This window comes from Stenotrophomonas sp. TD3, assembly GCF_001939825.1.
Taxonomy (GTDB): Bacteria; Pseudomonadota; Gammaproteobacteria; order Xanthomonadales; family Xanthomonadaceae; genus Stenotrophomonas.
Window position 1 is genome coordinate 633,740 of record NZ_MOYM01000001.1, and the last position, 17,815, is coordinate 651,554.

The 17,815-nt window shown below is 66.5% G+C and carries 22 protein-coding genes, 1 tRNA gene, 1 pseudogene and 1 riboswitch; of the genes and pseudogenes, 10 read left to right on the top strand and 14 right to left on the bottom strand.

The window, feature by feature from the left end; genetic code table 11:
* Positions 1 to 64: 64 nt before the first annotated feature.
* A complete protein-coding gene (locus tag BKE09_RS02890) occupies positions 65 to 832 on the bottom strand; it encodes a sulfurtransferase (RefSeq protein ID WP_049445696.1) in 768 nt (255 codons plus the stop codon).
* Between the two features lie 304 nt (positions 833 to 1,136).
* A complete protein-coding gene (locus BKE09_RS02895; RefSeq protein WP_075674805.1) occupies positions 1,137 to 1,502 on the bottom strand; it encodes a DUF6164 family protein in 366 nt (121 codons plus the stop codon).
* Positions 1,503 to 1,572: 70 nt separating this feature from the next.
* Here BKE09_RS02895 and BKE09_RS02900 point away from each other — a divergent pair, with 70 nt between their 5' ends.
* Complete coding sequence (locus tag BKE09_RS02900; protein ID WP_014036723.1) at positions 1,573 to 2,007, top strand: FKBP-type peptidyl-prolyl cis-trans isomerase; 435 nt, start codon at positions 1,573 to 1,575, stop codon at positions 2,005 to 2,007.
* Positions 1,994 to 3,241, top strand: a complete 1,248-nt coding sequence (locus BKE09_RS02905; RefSeq protein WP_075674806.1) for a TIGR03862 family flavoprotein — start codon at positions 1,994 to 1,996, stop codon at positions 3,239 to 3,241. The genes BKE09_RS02900 and BKE09_RS02905 overlap by 14 nt, the downstream gene beginning before the upstream one ends.
* A gap of 93 nt (positions 3,242 to 3,334) precedes the next feature.
* Here the strand turns inward: BKE09_RS02905 and BKE09_RS02910 are convergent, their stop codons facing one another.
* The 4 genes from BKE09_RS02910 to BKE09_RS02925 form a co-directional block, all read right to left on the bottom strand.
* Positions 3,335 to 3,796: a GNAT family N-acetyltransferase gene (locus BKE09_RS02910; RefSeq protein ID WP_075674807.1), complete on the bottom strand. Its 462-nt coding sequence runs from the start codon at positions 3,794 to 3,796 to the stop codon at positions 3,335 to 3,337.
* Positions 3,797 to 3,898: 102 nt separating this feature from the next.
* Positions 3,899 to 5,521, bottom strand: coding sequence for an FMN-binding glutamate synthase family protein (locus BKE09_RS02915; RefSeq protein WP_075674808.1), 1,623 nt, complete (start codon positions 5,519 to 5,521; stop codon positions 3,899 to 3,901).
* A 55-nt stretch (positions 5,522 to 5,576) separates the two neighbouring features.
* On the bottom strand, positions 5,577 to 6,863 hold the full coding sequence (locus BKE09_RS02920) for a nucleotide sugar dehydrogenase (protein ID WP_083663049.1): 1,287 nt from the start codon (positions 6,861 to 6,863) through the stop codon (positions 5,577 to 5,579).
* Between the two features lie 134 nt (positions 6,864 to 6,997).
* Positions 6,998 to 7,432 carry a BLUF domain-containing protein gene (locus tag BKE09_RS02925; RefSeq protein ID WP_014036718.1) on the bottom strand — a complete coding sequence of 145 codons (435 nt, stop codon included), beginning with the start codon at positions 7,430 to 7,432 and terminating at the stop codon, positions 6,998 to 7,000.
* Positions 7,433 to 7,563: 131 nt separating this feature from the next.
* Between BKE09_RS02925 and BKE09_RS02930 the strand changes: the two genes are divergently transcribed.
* Both BKE09_RS02930 and BKE09_RS02935 read left to right on the top strand, forming a co-directional pair.
* Positions 7,564 to 7,650 (top strand) — tRNA-Leu (locus tag BKE09_RS02930).
* A 56-nt stretch (positions 7,651 to 7,706) separates the two neighbouring features.
* Positions 7,707 to 8,174: a hypothetical protein gene (locus tag BKE09_RS02935; RefSeq protein WP_075674810.1), complete on the top strand. Its 468-nt coding sequence runs from the start codon at positions 7,707 to 7,709 to the stop codon at positions 8,172 to 8,174.
* Positions 8,175 to 8,178: 4 nt separating this feature from the next.
* Here the strand turns inward: BKE09_RS02935 and hemN are convergent, their stop codons facing one another.
* Positions 8,179 to 9,588 carry an oxygen-independent coproporphyrinogen III oxidase gene (gene hemN, locus BKE09_RS02940; RefSeq protein ID WP_075676558.1) on the bottom strand — a complete coding sequence of 470 codons (1,410 nt, stop codon included), beginning with the start codon at positions 9,586 to 9,588 and terminating at the stop codon, positions 8,179 to 8,181.
* Between the two features lie 44 nt (positions 9,589 to 9,632).
* Positions 9,633 to 10,073 (bottom strand): group III truncated hemoglobin, encoded by a 441-nt coding sequence (locus BKE09_RS02945; protein WP_014036652.1) that lies wholly within the window; start codon positions 10,071 to 10,073, stop codon positions 9,633 to 9,635.
* A gap of 179 nt (positions 10,074 to 10,252) precedes the next feature.
* On the opposite strand from BKE09_RS02945, the gene BKE09_RS02950 reads away from it, so the two are divergent.
* Positions 10,253 to 10,540: a hypothetical protein gene (locus tag BKE09_RS02950; protein ID WP_075674811.1), complete on the top strand. Its 288-nt coding sequence runs from the start codon at positions 10,253 to 10,255 to the stop codon at positions 10,538 to 10,540.
* Positions 10,537 to 11,586, top strand: a complete 1,050-nt coding sequence (locus tag BKE09_RS02955) for a 4Fe-4S dicluster domain-containing protein (RefSeq protein ID WP_075674812.1) — start codon at positions 10,537 to 10,539, stop codon at positions 11,584 to 11,586. The genes BKE09_RS02950 and BKE09_RS02955 overlap by 4 nt, the downstream gene beginning before the upstream one ends.
* Before the next feature lie 9 nt (positions 11,587 to 11,595).
* Here the strand turns inward: BKE09_RS02955 and BKE09_RS02960 are convergent, their stop codons facing one another.
* Both BKE09_RS02960 and BKE09_RS02965 read right to left on the bottom strand, forming a co-directional pair.
* Entirely contained in the window at positions 11,596 to 11,832 is a 237-nt protein-coding gene (locus tag BKE09_RS02960) for a hypothetical protein (protein ID WP_005416001.1), read from the bottom strand.
* A 354-nt stretch (positions 11,833 to 12,186) separates the two neighbouring features.
* The gene (locus BKE09_RS02965; protein WP_075674813.1) at positions 12,187 to 12,396 is read right to left on the bottom strand and encodes a hypothetical protein; all 210 of its coding nucleotides are present in this window, start codon (positions 12,394 to 12,396) and stop codon (positions 12,187 to 12,189) included.
* Between the two features lie 111 nt (positions 12,397 to 12,507).
* Between BKE09_RS02965 and BKE09_RS02970 the strand changes: the two genes are divergently transcribed.
* A complete protein-coding gene (locus BKE09_RS02970; RefSeq protein WP_005415999.1) occupies positions 12,508 to 12,909 on the top strand; it encodes a helix-turn-helix transcriptional regulator in 402 nt (133 codons plus the stop codon).
* Positions 12,910 to 12,931: 22 nt separating this feature from the next.
* Positions 12,932 to 12,995: riboswitch (Fluoride riboswitch) on the top strand.
* 81 nt (positions 12,996 to 13,076) lie between these two features.
* Entirely contained in the window at positions 13,077 to 13,469 is a 393-nt protein-coding gene (gene crcB / locus BKE09_RS02975; RefSeq protein ID WP_075674814.1) for a fluoride efflux transporter CrcB, read from the top strand.
* Between the two features lie 3 nt (positions 13,470 to 13,472).
* Here the strand turns inward: crcB and BKE09_RS02980 are convergent, their stop codons facing one another.
* Positions 13,473 to 14,306: an AraC family transcriptional regulator gene (locus tag BKE09_RS02980; RefSeq protein ID WP_075674815.1), complete on the bottom strand. Its 834-nt coding sequence runs from the start codon at positions 14,304 to 14,306 to the stop codon at positions 13,473 to 13,475.
* Between the two features lie 134 nt (positions 14,307 to 14,440).
* Between BKE09_RS02980 and BKE09_RS02985 the strand changes: the two genes are divergently transcribed.
* Positions 14,441 to 14,935 (top strand): DUF6265 family protein, encoded by a 495-nt coding sequence (locus BKE09_RS02985; RefSeq protein WP_075674816.1) that lies wholly within the window; start codon positions 14,441 to 14,443, stop codon positions 14,933 to 14,935.
* Positions 14,936 to 14,993: 58 nt separating this feature from the next.
* Here the strand turns inward: BKE09_RS02985 and BKE09_RS02990 are convergent, their stop codons facing one another.
* Positions 14,994 to 15,404, bottom strand: coding sequence for an SRPBCC family protein (locus BKE09_RS02990; protein WP_075674817.1), 411 nt, complete (start codon positions 15,402 to 15,404; stop codon positions 14,994 to 14,996).
* A gap of 19 nt (positions 15,405 to 15,423) precedes the next feature.
* Complete coding sequence (locus tag BKE09_RS02995) at positions 15,424 to 16,443, bottom strand: aldo/keto reductase (RefSeq protein WP_075674818.1); 1,020 nt, start codon at positions 16,441 to 16,443, stop codon at positions 15,424 to 15,426.
* Positions 16,444 to 16,546: 103 nt separating this feature from the next.
* On the opposite strand from BKE09_RS02995, the gene BKE09_RS03000 reads away from it, so the two are divergent.
* Positions 16,547 to 17,464: a LysR family transcriptional regulator gene (locus tag BKE09_RS03000; protein ID WP_075674819.1), complete on the top strand. Its 918-nt coding sequence runs from the start codon at positions 16,547 to 16,549 to the stop codon at positions 17,462 to 17,464.
* A gap of 10 nt (positions 17,465 to 17,474) precedes the next feature.
* On the opposite strand, the pseudogene BKE09_RS03005 reads toward BKE09_RS03000, so the two are convergent.
* A pseudogene (locus BKE09_RS03005) lies at positions 17,475 to 17,744 on the bottom strand (AAA family ATPase); the annotation flags it as partial.
* Positions 17,745 to 17,815: the final 71 nt, after the last annotated feature.

Here is a 17,815-nt window from a genome sequence, read left to right on the forward strand (position 1 = left end):
GTGGTGCCGGCCGGCAGGCAGAGAGCTCAGCAGCCGGCCAGCGGCCGGCTCTACCGGGGAAGCGTCAGAACGCGCTGGGGCGCGGCTCCGGCAATGGCTGGTCGACCATCGGCTTCAGTTCGGCATCCAGCGCCACGCGCTCGTCGAACACGAAGCAGCGGCCTTCGTAACCTTCGCCGCCCACCTCCTCGAAGTAGCCGAGGATGCCGCCATCGAGCTGCAGCACGTTGTCCATGCCATCGTTGGCCATCCACAGTGCGGCCTTCTCGCAGCGGATGCCGCCGGTGCAGAAACTGACCACGGTGCTGTCCTTCAGCGCTTCGCGGTGCGGCGCCAATGCCTCCGGCAGGTCGGTGAACTTGTGGATGGGCAGCACCAGCGCATCCTTGAAGGTGCCGTACTCCACTTCCTGCAGGTTGCGGGTATCGAGCATCACCACCGGCTTGCCAGCGTCGTCATGCCCCTGCCGCAGCCAACGCTGCACGGTGGCCGGATCGATCGCCGGGGCGCGCGGATAGTCCAGCGGCTGGCCGTCATCGCGGCGGAAGCTGATGATCTCGTCCTTCACCTTGGCCTTCAGCCGCGCGAACGGCTGGTGCTCGCTCAGGCTGGTCTTGACCCGCATATCGGCAAAACGCGCATCGGCATGCAGCGCGGCGTAGAAGCCCTCGACCGCTTCCGGCGCACCGGCCAGGAACAGGTTCAGCCCCTCGCCCGCCACCAGGATCGTGCCGCGCAGCTCCGCCGCCTCGGCGCGCGCCAGCAACTGGTCGCACAGGGCCTGGGGGGCGTCGATGACGGCGAAATGGTAGGCAGCGGTATTGGCGATCATCCCGCCATTTTAGCGCCAGACTACCCCAGGGTCAGATTTTCACGTTCATCCACGCATGGCGTGGATCCGCGACAGATCACGGGAACTGTCAGAGGCGGGGCGGTGTGGGCAGGCGGGACCGTTGGCGCCATGGATGGCGCCATCGAGCCCCCAAGGATGGGTTTACGGCGTGTCCCGCCTGCCCGCACCGCCCTGCCCACCGCAGGTTGCCTGCTGTTGCTGTTGCTGTTGCTGTTGCTGTTGCTGTTGCCGGCCAGCGGCCGGCACTACCGGGTGCCGGGTGCAACCCGGCCAGAAGCCCCCTTTACCCCCGCAACAGCATGAACGGCAGCAGCACCAGCGCCGCCGCAACGGCCATTCCCAGCAGTACCAGCACCACGAACACCGGCCGCCGCCGGAACAGGCTGCCGAACGTCTCCGCCGTACCGTCGCGCAGCGCCTGTTCGCGCTCGGCGCGGATGCGCGGCCCGCGTTCGGCCTGGTACGCGGCCATCAGTGCCTTCGCACGCGGATGATCAGCATCCTCGCGCAGCCACAGGCCGCCATTGGAAATGCCCCAGGGGCTGGGTTCGGTGCGATACCAGGCGATGCCGTGCTGGTCGAGCAGCGTGCAGACATCGGCATATTCGTCGTCGCCGACATTGCGCAGATTGAGCAGGAGTTTTGCCATGTACCCATGATACCCGGCGCCGATGCGCTACCCTTGCCGCCCTCGCCCTGCGCCCTACCGGAGACGCCCGATGCGCCGCCTGCTGCTCCCCCTGCTGCTGTCCCTCGCCGCCGTTGGCTGCTCGAGCGAGCCCTCCGGCCCGCCGCCGGGCGGCACCCTGACCACCTTCGAACGCATCGATACCGTGCCCGGCACCGGCGCCGAGGCCGTCTCCGGCAGCAAGGTCACCGTGCACTACACCGGTTGGATCTACGACAACCGCACCGAGAGCAAGCACGGCAAGACCTTCGACAGCTCGGTCAGCCGCGGCGAACCGTTCACCTTCGCCCTCGGCGCCGGCCAGGTCATCCGCGGCTGGGATGAAGGCGTGGCCGGCATGAAGGTCGGCGGCAAGCGCACGCTGATGATCCCGCCGGACTACGGCTACGGCGACCGCCGGGTCGGCCCGATCCCGGCTGGCTCGTCGCTGGTGTTCGATGTCGAGCTGCTCGATGTCAAACCGTAATACCGCAACGCCCCATCGGGTCGCCGTCATCGGCGGTGGCCCGGCCGGCCTGTTCGCCGCCGAGCGCCTGCGCGCCGCTGGGCTGGACGTGGACCTGTACGAGGCCAAGGGCTCACCCGGCCGCAAGTTCCTGATCGCCGGCAAGGGCGGCCTCAATCTCACCCATTCCGATCCGCGCCCGCTGTTCGACAGCCGCTACCGCGAGCAGTCCGCTGCCGTGGGCCGCTGGCTGGACGGCTTCGACGCGCAGGCGCTGCGCGACTGGGCTGCCGGCTTCGGCGTGGAGACCTATGTCGGCAGCTCCGGCCGCGTGTTCCCGGTCGACCGCAAGGCTGCGCCGCTGCTGCGCGGCTGGGTGCGCCGACTGAAGGAACAGGGCGTGCGCCTGCATGCCAACCACCGCTGGATCGGCTGGGGCAACGACGGCGCGCTGCGCTTCGCCACCGAAGCGGGCGAGATCAATGTCCACGCCGATGCCGCCGTGTTGGCGATGGGTGGCGGCAGCTGGCCGCAGCTGGGCAGTGATGGCGCCTGGGTCGCCCCCTTGCAGGCACGAGGCGTGGACATTGCGCCGCTGCAATCGGCCAACTGCGGCTTCGACATCGACTGGACGCCGTTCTTCGCCCAGCGCAATGCAGGCGCGCCGTTGAAGCCGGTGGTCGCGCACTGGCTCGACCTGGCTGGACAACCGCAGTCGCTGCAGGGCGAATGCGTGGCCAGCGAGTACGGCATCGAAGGCAGCCTGATCTACGCGTTGGCCGCAGACCTGCGCGAGACCATCAACCGCGATGGCCACGCCATGCTGTGGCTGGACCTGGTGCCGGGACGCGATGAAGCACGCCTGTTGGCCGATCTGTCGCGCCCGCGCAAGGGTCGCAGTTTCGGTGAGCATCTGCGCCGCCAGGCCGGCCTGGATGCGGTGAAGGCCGCGCTGGTATTCGAGATCCTTGGCAAGGACGCGGGCCACGACCTGCCTGCGGTGGCCGCCACGCTCAAGCGCCTGCCGTTGCGCCTTCTGCGTCCACGGCCGATGGCCGAGGTGATCAGCACTGCTGGCGGCGTGCGCCTGGATGCGCTGGATGATGGCCTGATGCTGCGGGCAGTGCCCGGGGTGTTCTGTGCCGGCGAGATGCTGGACTGGGAGGCACCTACCGGCGGCTATCTGCTGACCGCGTGCTACGCCAGCGGCCTGCGCGCCGCCGAGGGCGTGATCGAGTGGCTGGCCGGGCGCTGACGCCTGCAGTGTAGAGTCGAGCCATGCTCGACTGCTTTATCGCCTGAATCAAAAAGCAGTCGAGCATGGCTCGACTCTACAATCGCCGGGCGCTCACCATGGCCTGCGCATGCTCACCGAGGCCAGCGCCACACCGCTGGGATGCGGATAGGCTTCCTCCCGCACGGCAATGAATCCCTGCCGCTGATAGAACGGCACCGCATTGAGCGAGGCCGACAGCACCACCTCGCGCTCACGATCGGCCATCGCCAGCAACCGCTGCATCAGCGCCTGGCCGATCCCCTTGCCGCCACGATCCGGATCGACAAACAACGCATCGACTTCATTGGCGTGGGCATCGAACACGCCGAAACCGAGCAGGTGCCCCTGATCGTCCTCGGCCACCACGCAACCGCCCTGCCCCAGCAGCCGTGCGTACTGCGACGGTGGCGGCGAGGCCGACCACGGTGCGATGACCTCCGCCGGATAGTGGCTGCTGCAGGTCTCGCGCACGCAGCGCGTGCGCAGGGCCCACAGCGTGGCCACGTCGTCGATGGTGCCGGTCCTGAACTGCATGACATGTCCTTGTAGCGTCGAGCCATGCTCGACTGTTCTTCGTTCCGACGTCGCGATGCCTGATCGAAAGGCAGTCGAGCATGGCTCGACCCTACAGAATCGTTATCGCGACTTGCTGGCGCGCAGCGCCTGGATCTTCGGAGGCGGCTGGAACGAATCGCTGCGTGCATCGGCCCAGAATGCATGGAACACCGCATGGTCCGGCACCTTGTGCAGCAGCTCGCCCGGTTCCAGGTAGCGGTACAGCGACGCCAGCGAACGGATTTCCACTGGCGAGACGCGGCGCAGGATGTGTTCCGGCCCCAGCTCGGCCGGATCGTTCAGGCCCGCCGCACACAGCAGCTCCTTCAGGGCATGCAGCGTGTGCTCGTGGTAGCTGTAGACACGAGTGGCCTTGTCCGGTGCATCCAGGTGCTTCCAGCGTGCCGGGTCCTGGGTGGCGATGCCGGTCGGGCACTTGTCGGTGTGGCAGCTCAACGACTGGATGCAGCCCAGCGCGAACATGAAGCCACGGCCGGCATTGCACCAGTCGGCGCCGAGCGCGATGGTGCGCGCGATGTCGAATGCGCTGGTGATCTTGCCCGCCGCGCCGATGCGGATGCGCTCGCGAAGATCCAGGCCGACCAGGGTGTTGTGCACCAGCAGCAGCGCCTCGTGCATCGGCACGCCGACATGGTCGACGAATTCCGCCGGTGCTGCGCCAGTACCGCCCTCGGCACCGTCGACCACGATGAAGTCCGGCAGCAGGCCGGTTTCCTGCATTGCCTTGGCAATGCCGAACCACTCCCACGGGTGGCCGATGGCCAGCTTGAAACCGACCGGCTTGCCGCCGGACAGTTCGCGCAGGCGGGCAACGAACTGCAGCAGTTCGACCGGCGTCGAGAACGCCGAGTGGCGCGACGGCGATACGCAGTCCACGCCCATCGGTACGCCACGGGTCACCGAGATCTCGGCGGTCACCTTTGGCGCCGGCAGCACGCCGCCATGACCCGGCTTGGCGCCCTGCGACAGCTTGATCTCGATCATCTTGACCTGGTCATGGGTGGCGTTGGCGACGAAGCGCTCTTCACTGAAACCGCCCTTTTCGTCACGGCAACCGAAGTAGCCCGAGCCGATCTCCCAGACCAGGTCACCGCCCATCTCACGGTGGTAGGGCGAAATCGAACCTTCGCCGGTATCGTGGTAGAAGCCCCCCTGGCGCGCGCCCTCGTTCAGCGCGCGGATCGCATTGGCCGACAGTGAACCGAAGCTCATCGCCGAGATATTGAACACGCTCGCCGAATACGGCTTGGCACAGTTGGCGCCGATCAGCACGCGGAAGTCATGCTTGGCGATGGCGGTTGGCGCCAGCGAATGGTTGATCCACTCATAATCCACCGCATAGGTGCTGCGCAGCGTACCGAACGGCACCGTGTCCATCTCGTTCTTGGCGCGCTGGTAGATCAGCGCACGCTGCTGGCGCGAGAACGGCACGTCCTCCAGGTCGCTCTGTACGAAATACTGGCGGATCTCCGGGCCGATCGACTCCAGGCCGTAGCGGAAGTGCGCCATCACCGGATAGTTGCGGCGCAGCGTGCTGCGCTTCTGCAGCAGGTCCCAGGTCCCCAGCGCCACCATCGCGGCGGTCAGGCCGACGCCCCAGTACCAGGCCGGCCAGATCGTGGCCAACCACAGGCAGATGGGGAACATCAGGATGGCGAGCAGGTAGACGATATACCGGTGCATGGCGTTCCTTGGTTGCAACTGCCTGCGAGTCTACCGCGCTGCCCGCCGCCCGGGTTTACAGGCGATCGTCAACCACGTTGCGTGGCCAGGCCGATTTCACGTCATAGACCAGGCCGCCCGGCGCCAGCAGCGACCGGATACCGGCCTCGTCCATCGCCTTGAAGCGGGCATGGGCCACCGCCAGCACCACCGCGTCATAGGTCCCTGCCACGGGTTCGGCCAGCCACTGCACGCCCTCATCGGCCAATGCCGCCGGGCCGACCCAGGGGTCACTGACCTCGACCTGTGCACCGGCATCACGCAGGCGCTGCGCCAGCTCCAGCGCACGGCTGTTGCGCAGGTCCGGGCAATCCTCCTTGAAGGTCACGCCGAGCACCAGAATGCGCGACTGCGCTGGTACGCGACCACGTTCGGCCAGCATCGCCAGCACCCGCGACGCCACATGCTCCCCGACGCGGTTGTTGACCTGCCGCGCGGTGTGGATCAGGTCCGGGTGGTAGCCCACGCTCTCGGACTTGTGCAGCAGGTAGTACGGGTCCACGCCGATGCAGTGGCCGCCGACCAGGCCCGGCCGGAAGGGCAGGAAGTTCCACTTGCTGCCGGCCGCATCCAGCACATCCTGGGTATCGATGCCGAGCCGATCGAAGATCAGCGCCAGCTCGTTGACCAGCGCGATGTTGACGTCACGCTGGATGTTCTCGACCACCTTGGCCGCCTCCGCCACGCGCATCGACGGCGCCGGGAACGTACCGGCGGCAATGATGCGCTGGTACAGGCCATCGATCACCGCAGCCACTTCCGCTGTCGACCCCGAGGTGATCTTGCGGATGTCGGCCAGGCGCCGCTGGCGGTCGCCGGGACTGACCCGCTCCGGGCTGTAGCCGCAGTAGAAGTCTTCGTTGAAGCGCAGGCGCGAGCCTTCTTCCAGCAGCGGTACGCAGACCTCTTCGGTGGTGCCCGGGTACACCGTGGATTCGTAGATCACCAGGTCGCCTGCGCGCAGATGGCTGGCGATCAGCCGCGTAGCCGAACGCAACGGCTCCAGATCGGGCTGCTCATAGGCATCGATCGGGGTCGGCACGGTAACGATGTAGACATTGCAGGCATCGAGCAGAGCCGGATCGCTGCCGTACTGCAGCTGCTGTGCACTGGCCAGCTCGTCGGCCTCCATTTCCAGCGTGTGGTCCTGACCATCGCGCAGCTCGGCAATGCGATCGGCATCGATGTCGAAGCCCAGCGTCGGCCAGTGCCGACCGAAGGCCACCGCCAGCGGCAGGCCGACGTAGCCCAGGCCGATCACTGCGAAACGCGGGGTCTCCGCTGCCGCAAGGGAGGCGCTCACTGGCATGTCCTGCGCAACGGCATGCGTGCCGCCATGGCTTCGGCCGACCTGATCATTCGCTGCACCACTCCGGGTAAATCCACGCCAGAAAGGCTACAGCCTAACGGCGCGGGTGCCTGGCCGCCAAGATGGGATCAGGAGCCCAGTGCGACCGCGGCCGGTTCCAGTTCGCCATCGGCGCCGGTCCAGGCCTGCAGCAGGCGCTCGAAGCCACCGCTGCCAAGCAGGAAGCCCGGCCACGCCGATTCGACGATCTGTGCCAGCAGCTCCGCGTCGATGCGCCGGGTACCCATCGACCAGCGCGGAAACGCCCGCTGCGCCACCGGCGCGCGGCACAGCACCTTCAGCTGGCCATGGCTGCGCGCATTGACGATGCGCTGGTACACCGAATCGATGCCATCTTCGGGACCCTCCAGATACTGCAGAAAGCGCGAGCCGTCGAACATCAGCACACCGGTGACGCCGGCTACACGGTTGAATGCCGTGGCATCGGCCAGCAGGCGGTCAAGATCGGTTGTCTGCAGATCGGCGCGGGCCTCACTGGCGTAGGCAATCGCGTGCAGCGACATCAGGTGGCTCCCCCCCTGGGAACGATGGCTGGGACTATGACATGAATGGGAACGACAGTTAAGCACGTCACCACGCCGAAGCAATCCAGCCGCCGTGCGGCGGGTGGGCTACAATCGGCGCCGCGCTGCAGGCCCGGATGGCGAAACTGGTAGACGCATCGGACTTAAAATCCGCCGGGGGCAACCCCATGCCGGTTCGATTCCGGCTCCGGGCACCAATACCGCAGCGCGCGATGGCGTTCGCCCCATGGGGCATTGCACAAGGAACCTGCGCATGAAGCTGTCCGCCCTGATGCTTTCCCTGCTCTGCATCGCCAGTCTCCCGGCGTTGGCGCAATCGCACTCCGACAGCCGTCGCAATCTCGATGGCAGCATGGACGTCCGCCACAGCGATGGCTCGTCCAGCCGTATCACCCGTGACCTTTCCAAACGCGTGATCGCCGAGCACAGCAACGGCAGTCGCTCGGTCACCACGACTGATCTCAGCGGCCGCAAGCGCACCACCTACAGTGACGGCAGCTACTCCGACACCACCACCGATCTGAGTGGCAGGATCATCACCCAGTACAGCAACGGTGCCCGCTCGACCAGCACGCGGGACCTGAGTGGCCGGTGGCGAACCGAATACAGCGATGGTTCCCATTCGATCAGCGTGCAGGACCTGAGTGGCAACTGGCGTACCACCGCCAGCGGTGGCATGGCGGCCCGGCATCCGGAGCGCGGCTTCGGCAAGAAGCGCTGAAGCGTCAGATCGCACGCGAGTAGCGCGGCTGCTCGTGGGCGGCACGCAGGTACGGGTCGAAGCACATCGCCAGCAGCCGCAGCAGCGGCCGCCCCGGCTCGCTGGCGCGCACCACACCGTCGCGGTATTCGGCCAGGCCATCTTCCTGCAGCCGCTGCACCGAACGAAGGTCTTCGGCAAAGTACCGCTCGAAATCAACACCATGGCGCTGGCCCAGCACCGTGCCATCCACCTCGCCCTGGCACATCAGCTGCTGGATCAGTTCCGCACGCAGCTGGTCGTCGGCACTCAACGCCACGCCGCGCCAGACCGGCAGCTGTCCCTGGTCCACCGCATCCTCCCACGACGGCAGATCGCGCGGATTCTGGCTGTAGGTGGCACCGATGTGGCTGATCGCACTCACGCCCAGGCCGAGCAGATCGGTATCGGCGTGGGTGGTGTAGCCCATGAAGTTGCGATGCAACTGGCCGGCACGCTGCGCACGCGACAGATCCTCTTCCGGCAACGCAAAGTGATCCATGCCGATGTACTGGTAGCCGGCCGACGAGAGCCTCTCCACCGCCAGGCCCAGCAGCGCCAGCTTGTCTTCCGGTGAAGGCAGCCGGCTCTCGTCGATCTGCTTCTGCGCACGGAACAGATGCGGCAGGTGCGCGTAGCCGTAGACCGCCAGGCGATCCGGGCGCAGCGCCAGCACCCGTTCGAGGGTGCGGCCGAAGCCTTCCAGGCTCTGCCCCGGCAACCCGTAGATCAGGTCGACGTTGACCGAACGCATGCCGCTGTCGCGGCACGCGCGCAGGATGTCCAGCGTCTGCTGCACGCCCTGTATGCGGTTGATCGATTCCTGTACGTGCGGATCGAAATCCTGCACGCCCAGGCTGGCGCGGTTGAAGCCCAGCCGCGCCAGCATGGCCACGTCGCGGGTATCGATGAAGCGCGGATCGAGCTCGATCGAGAAATCGCGCTGCGGCGAATCGCTGAAATCGAAGCGCCGGCGGAGCCCCTCCACCAGCGTGGTCATCGCCTCGGCATCAAGGAAGTTCGGCGTGCCGCCGCCCAGATGCAGCTGGATGACCTCGCGGCCATCCTCGAACTGCGGCGCCAGCAGGTCGGCCTCGGCCAGCACGCGCGAGACGTAGCTGTGGCCACGGCCGCGATCGCGGGTGATCACCCGGTTGCAGCCGCAGTAGAAGCAGGGACTGGAACAGAACGGCACGTGCACGTACAGCGACAGCGCGCGGGCCAGCTGGTTGCTGTTGGCGATCGCCTGGCGCAGTGCCGGCGCGTCGAACCCATCATGGAAATGCGGCGCGGTCGGGTACGAGGTGTAGCGCGGGCCCGGCCGGTCGTGCCGGCGCAGCAGGTCGGGGTCGAAGGTCCAGGCCAGGCCACCGGCGGCAGGAGAGAATGTGTCCATGCCGCCAGCATCACGCCGGGCGGCCTGCGCCGCCTTGACCCAGATCAATCCTTGGCAGGGATGCCCAGCACCGGCAGGCCCACCTGCGGCCAGCGCAGCATCTGGTAACGCTTCCAGAACGTGTCACCGATGCGTGCGGCCACGTCGTTGGCCAGCTCCTGCATCGGCGGGTTGTTGCACTCGGCGGTGGTGATCCGGAACAGCACCAGCCAACGGTCGAACAGGTCTTTGTCCAGCTCGATGGCCATGTGCTTGGACATCGGCGAACCCTTGAAGCGGCGGGTACCGCGCAGCATCGCCGACCAGAAATCGACCAGCTGCGCCAGGTGCTCCGGCCAGTCGTGGACGTGCGCCTCGAACACCGGCCCCAACCGCTCTTCCTCGCGCACACGGGCATAGAAATCGTGGACCAGGCGGGTCACTTCCTGCTCGGTGCACAACTCGGGCGAGGCGACGGGGAGAACAGGCGGCGGTGTTGCGTTCATCGGGGTACCCAAAGCGTGCCGGCAGTGTGCCCTAGCCGGGCCGCACCGCCGTTGATCCAGATCAATGTCGGCGCAGTCCGCTGCACCTAGGCTGGCACGCTTGCAGGAAGCATGCCCTGCGGATGCTGCGCCGGCCTCGGCGGAGTATACGCGCCGCCCTCATTCCGATCCGGGACAGCATGAACAGACCCTCTCCCAGCCGCCGCCAGCAGCTGATCCAGCACTGGGGCGCCATCCTCTGGCCCAGCTTCATCGCCGCCGGCCTGGCCAGCGCGGTGTTCTTCGCCTTCGTCGACCCGTTGCGACTGCAGGCGATCAGTTTCCCGGGCACGGCGATCAGCCGCGAACTGGGCTATACGGCAGGGTTTTTCATGTTCTGGTCGGTGACGGCACTGTCCAGCGCGGTCACCTGGTACCTGCAGCGCCCGATGCCCAGCGACGACGACGACGAGCTGCCGCTGGGATGAGCATGCCCTGCACTGGAACTCCACGCCCCTGGCGTTGGCGCGGCGCGCTGAGCGCGCTCCTGCTGGCACTGTTCTACGCGTTGCCATGGCTGCGCTGGAACGGGCAGCAGGCGCTGCTGCTGGACATCAATGCACGACGCTTCGACCTGTTCGGCTGGACATTGTGGCCCGGCGACGTCGGCATGCTGATCGGCCTGCTGGCGGTGCTGGCCGTCGCCCTTGCGCTGCTTACCCACCTCGCCGGCCGCATCTGGTGCGGCCACGCCTGCCCGCAGACGCTGTGGCGTCGTGCCTTCGACTGGATTGCGCACGGCATGGCCAAGGTCCTGCCGATGCCGGCCGTGCGCCCTGCCACCCAGGTGGCGTGGAGTCTGCTGTCGCTGTGGACCGGCATCACCTTCGTCGGCCTGTTCAGCCCGATCGCTGGACTGCTGGCCGCCGCTCCGCATGCCGGCTGGACCGGCTGGGAAACGTTCTGGGTGCTGTTCTATGCCGCAGCCACCTGGGGCAATGCCGGTTTCCTGCGCGAGCAGGTATGCCGTTCGCTGTGCCCGTTCGCGCGCATGCAGCCACTGCTGACCGATCCGTACACGCCCCGCATGTTGTACGACGCGCGCCGCGGCGAACCGCGCGGCATGCGCCCGTCAGGCCTGGGTGGCGTGCTGGGCCGCGGCCGCGGCCTGCTCGACCCGACCACCGCGCAGGACTACGTATTCCGTGCGGCGCATCCGCTGCTGGCCGGACCGATGCCCACCTTCAGCGCCGACCGCCTGGGCGACTGCACCGATTGCGCCGCCTGTGTCAGCGCCTGCCCGATGCAGCTGGACATCCGCCAGGGACCGCAGGCCGATTGCCTGGCCTGCGGCGCCTGCCTGGACGCCTGCGCGCGGCAGCAGCACAAGGCCGGTTTCGGCTCGGGGCTGGTGCGCTACTGCAGCCCGCAGGCAATGGCCGGGCAACCGCGGCAATGGTGGCGACCGCGGACCCTGGCACTGCTTTCGATGCTGCTGGCGCTGTTGGCCTGTGGCGCCTGGCGCCTGCTTTGAATCAACGGATCAACGCGGCCCGTTGGCGTGCGGCGGTACCAGCTGCGCACGTCGGACAATGCCGAGCTGCTCGATGATCAGCGCCATTTCATTGGTGACCTCGGTACGCTCGGTCCCCTGCGGGACCAGGCGGTCCAGCACCTGCTGGTAGGTATCCCAGAACGCCGGACCGCATCCGTGTTTGTGATAACTGGCTTCCAGTTCGCGGCGTACCCGTTCAGCCAAGCCATGCATGCCGTATTCCATACGACCTCCGTTGGACTTGTTCTGCATCGTTGACGGTCTACCGACTCACTTGCGAGCTACTGAAAGACTCCCGGGCTTCACGCCCGGTTGATGCCAATTAGTCATAGATTTCACGACAGGTCAATTACATGCAGCGACTTTCGTGATCGAAATTATTAATCGTTCACGAAACCACATACGGGATGACAGGGTCCCCGGATGGGGCGGACCCGACACACTACCCGATCCCCCCCACCCCCTGTTCCAGTAGGCACCACCGATGGCCAAGCCCCGTTCCATCGAAGTTTCCTATATTGCTAAGCATACTTAGCAAACTGCGCTTAGAGTGCTATATGCGACAAAATGCGGCGCAGTTCAGGCCTCTTCGGCCTCTGCGGCCTCAGTCGCCGGGAACAGATTGGGGTAGCGCTGATGCAGGATGTATTGGCGCAGCGCAGGAATCGGGAAGTCCCTGGGCCATTGCGACACCGCAGATCGGCTTATGCCAAAGAAGCGCGCCAGTTCGGCATCGGTCCGGAAACCCAGCCGGATGCGCACCTGCCCCTTGCTCCAGAATTCGGTCACGGTCGGTCCTTCTGTTAACCAGACTTATTCTTGGAACAAGGGAACTTTGCGATCCACGCGTTAAGCTGGCTTGCATAGATGAATACTCTCGGCCAACGACTCGCCATTGCCATGAAGAAAGCCGGGCACCCTCGCCCGGCCGATCTGGCCCGCGCCGCCGATTCGACGACGGCAACCATCAGCAACTGGCTCAACGACCATGTCAGCCCCGCCCATGTGAAGGCCGAACAGCTGTTCCGCATCGCCGATGCGGCCAAGCTGGACGCGCGCGAACTGCTGTATGGCGTGAGCGGGCTTGGCGTCGGTGAGCGGGGCAATACCTATATCCCCAGCCAGGCCCACCTGGACGTCTGGCAGGACGCCTACGAACTGGTCAGTCATCTGGTGGAGGAGAAAGGACTGGAGATCGATCATCGCCGCCACGCGGCATTGGACCTGCTGGCCTTCGAACTGCTGATGGACGGCTTCAGCCGCAGCAAGGTCATCCGGGTACTGACGACCTCGATGACGTGACTGCACTGCCGCTGGTAGCATGGTCGCCGATGGGGATGGGGCTCCCCCGATAACCGCCTGGAAGGGCTGATGGCTCCTGCCAAGACGAACCGGCGTTCGTCGATGGCAGGCCGTGCCTGCCCTCGGCGTTCGCCATCGAATCAGCGAACCCGTATCCGAGGCACGTGATGCACGTATTGAACAACTACTTGCTGGTCTTCATCGGTGGCGGGCTCGGCGCCTGCCTTCGCCATGCCTGCAACCTGATCGGTGCGCGGGTGGCAGTCGGCAGCCCGTGGCCCTGGTCGACCTTCCTGATCAACATCAGTGGCGCGCTGCTGATGGGCGTGCTGGTCGAAGCCTTCGCCCTGCGCAATGGCGCCTCGCCGCAGCTGCGCCTTCTGCTGGCCACCGGCGTTCTCGGTGGCTACACCACGTTCTCCACCTACGCGCTGGAAATCGGTCTGCTGCTGCAGCGCGGCCAGCACGGCCTGGCAGCGTTGTACGCCGGCGGTTCGGTGGCGCTGGGCCTGGTCGGTCTGTTCGGTGGCATGAAACTGGCCCGGCTGGTGCTGGGCTGAGGCTCAGGCTGCGCCGGCGCGGGCCTGTCCGCGCCACTCCCGCGGCGACTGCCCGGTGTGCGCCTTGAACGCGCGCGACAGCGCCGCTTCGCTGCCGTACCCCACATCGTCGGCAATCCGCTTGAGCGGTCTGCCCTGGCGCAGTGCCTGCTGCGCCAGGCCCACCCGCCAGCCCTGCAGATACTGGCCCGGCGTGGTGCCCATCGCCTCACGGAAACTGGCGGCGAACACACTGCGCGACATGCCGGCGACGTCGGCCAGGTCTTCCAGCGTCCACGCCTGCGCCGGCGCTTCATGCATCGCCACCAACGCCAGCCGCAGCCGCGGATGGCCGAGCCCGGCGAACAGGCCGCCACGCATCTCGCCACCTTCCATCAACTGGCGCAGCACCTGGATCATCACCACCTCGAACAGCCGGTTGACCATCGCCGCACGCCCGCAGCGCTGCTCGAAGGCCTCTTCGAACAGCAGCTCCAGTGCTGCGCTGCCGCCGTAGAGATCCGCCAGCGGCATGCAGATGAAATCGGGCAACGCGGCGCTGATCGGGTTGAGCCGGCCACCCTCGAAGTGCAGGTTGGCGCAGGCCATGTCGGCGCCCTGCTGCGGATCGGTACTGAGCCGGTGCGGCATCGGCCGCGGGTACAGCAGCAGGCTGGGGACGTCGACCTGCACGGTCTGCTGGCCGTGGCTGACCTGCAGCGGCCCGCGCCGCACCAGATGCAACTGACCCGTCTCGTCCTCGCCGTCCAGCGTGTTGATGCCGCACAGCGCGCCGGCGTGGAACACCGAGGCGGTGACCGCGAAGCGTTCAAGCAGGATGGCAAGGCGATCGACCATGACGGGACTCCGGGTCAAGCGAGACGAGCTCAATGCGACAGATCGTATCGGAATCAACACTGGAAAGGACGGCACTGGCCGCGTGATCCCCCGGGCGCTATACAGGCCTCACATCCCCGCGCATGGAGGCACCGATGTCGCTCCGCATCGCCCTGACCCTGTTGCCACTGCTTCTCGCGGCCGCGCACGCACAGGCCGCTCCACCGTCGAAGATCGAACACCTGGCCTGGCTGGCCGGTTGCTGGCAGCTTGATGGCCAGCCCGCCGGTGCCGGCGAGCAGTGGTCCACCCTGGCTGGAAACACCCTGTTCGGCAGCAGCCGCAGCCTGCGTGACGGCCACACCGTGGGTTTCGAGTTCATGCAGCTGCGCCAGCATGACGACGGCCGCTTGGTGCTGACCGCCCTGCCCTCCGGCCAGAACGCCACCGAGTTCAATGCCACCCGGGTCGATGCCAACGAGGCGGTATTCGAAAACCCGACCAATGACTTCCCGCAGCGCATCCGCTACCGGCGCCTCGACGAACAGCGCGCGCATGCACGCATCGAGGTCGCGCAGGACAATCCGAAACAGGCAATGGACTTCCCGATGCACCGCGTTGCCTGTGGTGGGCCATCACCCACCCACTGAAATGCAAACGCCCCGGCCTGGCCGGGGCGCCTGCATGCGATCAACGCCACACGGGCATTCACCCGGCCAGTGTGGTTTCCAGTGCCTTCAGGCCATCGCGATAGATGCCCTCGAACAGCGCGGACGCTTCTTGGTCGCTGACACCTACCGGAGTGAACTCACCGGACCAGTCGATCCGCGAACCATCGCCCTGCTCGACCACACGCAGGGTGGAGCGATAGCCGGTGACCGGGAACGGTGCCTGCAGGATCGAGTAGGTGTAGCTGCGACCGGCCTGGTCGAAGGCTTCCAGACGCTCGACGATGGCATCGCCATCGGGATTGGCCAGATGGCGCACGCGACCGCCTTCGCTGAGCGAGCTCTGGGGAATGTACGGAAGCCAGTCGGGCAGTGAATCGAAGCCGCCGATGAGGTTCCAGACCTGGTCGGCCGGGGTCGGCACGGTAATGGATACAGATGCAGTTGCCATGGGAAGGTCTCCTTGGGACTCAGATGTTGTCGATCGGCAACGGGGCGTTGGCCGCAACCAGGCCCTGGGCGCGCAGTTCCTGCCAGAACCCGGCCGGGATGATTTCCTTCAGTGCGGCATAGTCTTCGGCGATGCGCTCGGGACGGCTGGCGCCCGGAATCACCGCCGCCACGGCCGGGTTGGCCAGCGAGAACTGCAGGGCGGCCGCCTTGATGCTGATGCCGTACTCGGCCGCGATGGCCTTGATGCGCTCGACCTTGGCCAGGATCTCCGGCGACGCCTTCTGGTACTCGAAGTGGCTGCCACCGGCCAGCACGCCGGAACTGTACGGGCCACCGACCACGATGCCGGTGTTGCGTTCGGCCGCCTTCGGCATCACCCGCTGCAGCGCACGCTCGTGGTCGAGCAGCGAGTAGCGGCCGGCCAACAGGAAGCCATCCGGACGGGCTTCGTCCAGGTCCAGGGTCAGCTCGATCGGCTCGACACGGTTGACGCCCAGGCCCCAGGCCTTGATCACGCCTTCCTCGCGCAGTCGGGTCAGCACCTTGAAAGCGCCGCGGCGTGCAGTCTCGAAGTACGACAACCACTCATCGCCGTAGAAGTCCTGGGCGATGTCGTGCACCCAGACGATATCGAGGCGATCGGTCTTCAGGCGCTTGAGGCTGTCGTCGATCGAACGCAGGGTGGCATCGGCCGAATAGTCGTTGACCAGCTTGTTGGGGCGTCCGGCGACGAACAGGCCGCCTTTCTCGCCAAGGTCGCGGGCGCTGGTGTCTTCCACTTCGTCCAGGATCAGGCGGCCGACCTTGGTGCTGAGCACGAATTCGTCGCGGTTGCGCTTGGCCAGCGCGTCGCCGAGCCGGATCTCGGCCAGGCCGGCGCCGTAGAACGGGGCGGTATCGAAGTAGCGGGTGCCCTGTTCCCAGGCTGCGTCCACCGTGGCCTGGGCCTCGGCTTCCGGGATGTCACGGAACATGTTGCCCAGCGGCGCTGTACCGAAGCCGAGGGTCTTGCCAGCCAGCAGAGTGTTGATGCTCATGGGGTTCCCCTTGGGGAGGTTGTTGAGGTTGAGGCATAGGCTAGGCTTGCCCAATCAGACTGTCCAAGACATAATTTATCAATCTTGAGTCCCTGACGGTCTTATGCTCGATCTCCGCCAACTGCGCTATTTCGTGGCCGTCGCCGAAGATGAACACGTCGGCCGCGCTGCCGAGCGCCTTCACATTTCCCAATCCCCGCTCAGCCGGCAGATCGCCCAGCTGGAGGAACGACTGGAACTGCAGCTGTTCGAACGCTCACAACAGCGCATCCGGCTGACCGCCGATGGCCGCACCTTCCTGGCCGAGGCGCGCGCCCTGCTGACCCACGCCAACCGGCTGGAATCGCTGGCACGCCGGCTCGGCCGCGGCGACGAAGGCGGCCTGTGCATCGGCTATCTGGAGTACGCGATGCACTCCGGCGTATTGCCCACCGCCCTGCGCGAACTGCGCGGCGACCGTCCTGCCGTACACATCGCGCTGTACAACCAGCAGTCGGACGTGCAGCTGGAAGGCCTGCGGCAACGCAGCCTGGACATCGCCCTGGTCTGCGAGCCACCCGCGTTCGACGATCCGGACCTGGAAGCCACGCAGGTACTGAACGACCCGATGCTGCTGGCGCTGCCGGCCGACCACCCACTGGCCAGCGCAGAGACCATCACGCCCGAGGATCTGGCCAGCCAGCAATGGATCGGCGTGATGCACAAGGAAAGCGCACTGCGCCATGACACCTTCATCGCTGCCTGTGCGAAGGCCGGTTTCACCCCGACCATCGCCATGGAGGCGACCGAACCGCTGGCCGCGCTCGGTCTGGTCGCCGCTGGGCTGGGCCTGACCACCATCCAGCGCAGCCTGGACCACCAGGCACCAGAAGGCGTGGTGCTGCGCGAGCTGCCGTGGTTCAGCTACCGCACACCGCTGTGGGCGGCCTGGCACCGCATCAACCTGCGCCCTCTGGTCGAGACCTTCCGCAGGACGCTGGTGCAGACCGCTATCGAGGGCAAGCCGGGCTTCGTCGACTGAGCCGACCGCGCTATGCCGGGCCTGCCTCGGTGTAGCGCATCACCACGAAGCCTTCTTCCGCGGCCGGTGCAACGAAGTGGCGGGTGATCTGTTCGAAGGCCTCATCGTTGGCCTGGAAGGGGTGCTCGCCGAGCGCATTGCGCGCATGCAGCCGCGCCTTGCAGACTTCGTCGGCACCGTCGAGAAAACGCAGCCGGTGCGCAGCACCCACTGGCTCGAACACCTCGCGCGCCCATATCCGCGCAGCCGGCGTGTTGAAGGGGAAATCGAGCACCAGCGATCGGAATCCGGATAATCGACGCGATGACGTGCAGGACCATACGGCCAGCGTAGAGCGCAGCACGGTCGACC

Bases quoted from the DNA above. Each gene is read 5' to 3' on its own strand.
- BKE09_RS02890 (WP_049445696.1), bottom strand. From the start codon at position 832: ATGATCGCCAATACCGCTGCCTACCATTTCGCCGTCATCGACGCCCCC.
- BKE09_RS02895 (WP_075674805.1), bottom strand. From the start codon at position 1,502: ATGGCAAAACTCCTGCTCAATCTGCGCAATGTCGGCGACGACGAATAT.
- BKE09_RS02900 (WP_014036723.1), top strand. From the start codon at position 1,573: ATGCGCCGCCTGCTGCTCCCCCTGCTGCTGTCCCTCGCCGCCGTTGGC.
- BKE09_RS02905 (WP_075674806.1), top strand. From the start codon at position 1,994: ATGTCAAACCGTAATACCGCAACGCCCCATCGGGTCGCCGTCATCGGC.
- BKE09_RS02910 (WP_075674807.1), bottom strand. From the start codon at position 3,796: ATGCAGTTCAGGACCGGCACCATCGACGACGTGGCCACGCTGTGGGCC.
- BKE09_RS02915 (WP_075674808.1), bottom strand. From the start codon at position 5,521: ATGCACCGGTATATCGTCTACCTGCTCGCCATCCTGATGTTCCCCATC.
- BKE09_RS02925 (WP_014036718.1), bottom strand. From the start codon at position 7,432: ATGTCGCTGCACGCGATTGCCTACGCCAGTGAGGCCCGCGCCGATCTG.
- BKE09_RS02935 (WP_075674810.1), top strand. From the start codon at position 7,707: ATGAAGCTGTCCGCCCTGATGCTTTCCCTGCTCTGCATCGCCAGTCTC.
- hemN (WP_075676558.1), bottom strand. From the start codon at position 9,588: ATGGACACATTCTCTCCTGCCGCCGGTGGCCTGGCCTGGACCTTCGAC.
- BKE09_RS02945 (WP_014036652.1), bottom strand. From the start codon at position 10,073: ATGAACGCAACACCGCCGCCTGTTCTCCCCGTCGCCTCGCCCGAGTTG.
- BKE09_RS02950 (WP_075674811.1), top strand. From the start codon at position 10,253: ATGAACAGACCCTCTCCCAGCCGCCGCCAGCAGCTGATCCAGCACTGG.
- BKE09_RS02955 (WP_075674812.1), top strand. From the start codon at position 10,537: ATGAGCATGCCCTGCACTGGAACTCCACGCCCCTGGCGTTGGCGCGGC.
- BKE09_RS02960 (WP_005416001.1), bottom strand. From the start codon at position 11,832: ATGGAATACGGCATGCATGGCTTGGCTGAACGGGTACGCCGCGAACTG.
- BKE09_RS02970 (WP_005415999.1), top strand. From the start codon at position 12,508: ATGAAGAAAGCCGGGCACCCTCGCCCGGCCGATCTGGCCCGCGCCGCC.
- crcB (WP_075674814.1), top strand. From the start codon at position 13,077: ATGCACGTATTGAACAACTACTTGCTGGTCTTCATCGGTGGCGGGCTC.
- BKE09_RS02980 (WP_075674815.1), bottom strand. From the start codon at position 14,306: ATGGTCGATCGCCTTGCCATCCTGCTTGAACGCTTCGCGGTCACCGCC.
- BKE09_RS02985 (WP_075674816.1), top strand. From the start codon at position 14,441: ATGTCGCTCCGCATCGCCCTGACCCTGTTGCCACTGCTTCTCGCGGCC.
- BKE09_RS02990 (WP_075674817.1), bottom strand. From the start codon at position 15,404: ATGGCAACTGCATCTGTATCCATTACCGTGCCGACCCCGGCCGACCAG.
- BKE09_RS02995 (WP_075674818.1), bottom strand. From the start codon at position 16,443: ATGAGCATCAACACTCTGCTGGCTGGCAAGACCCTCGGCTTCGGTACA.
- BKE09_RS03000 (WP_075674819.1), top strand. From the start codon at position 16,547: ATGCTCGATCTCCGCCAACTGCGCTATTTCGTGGCCGTCGCCGAAGAT.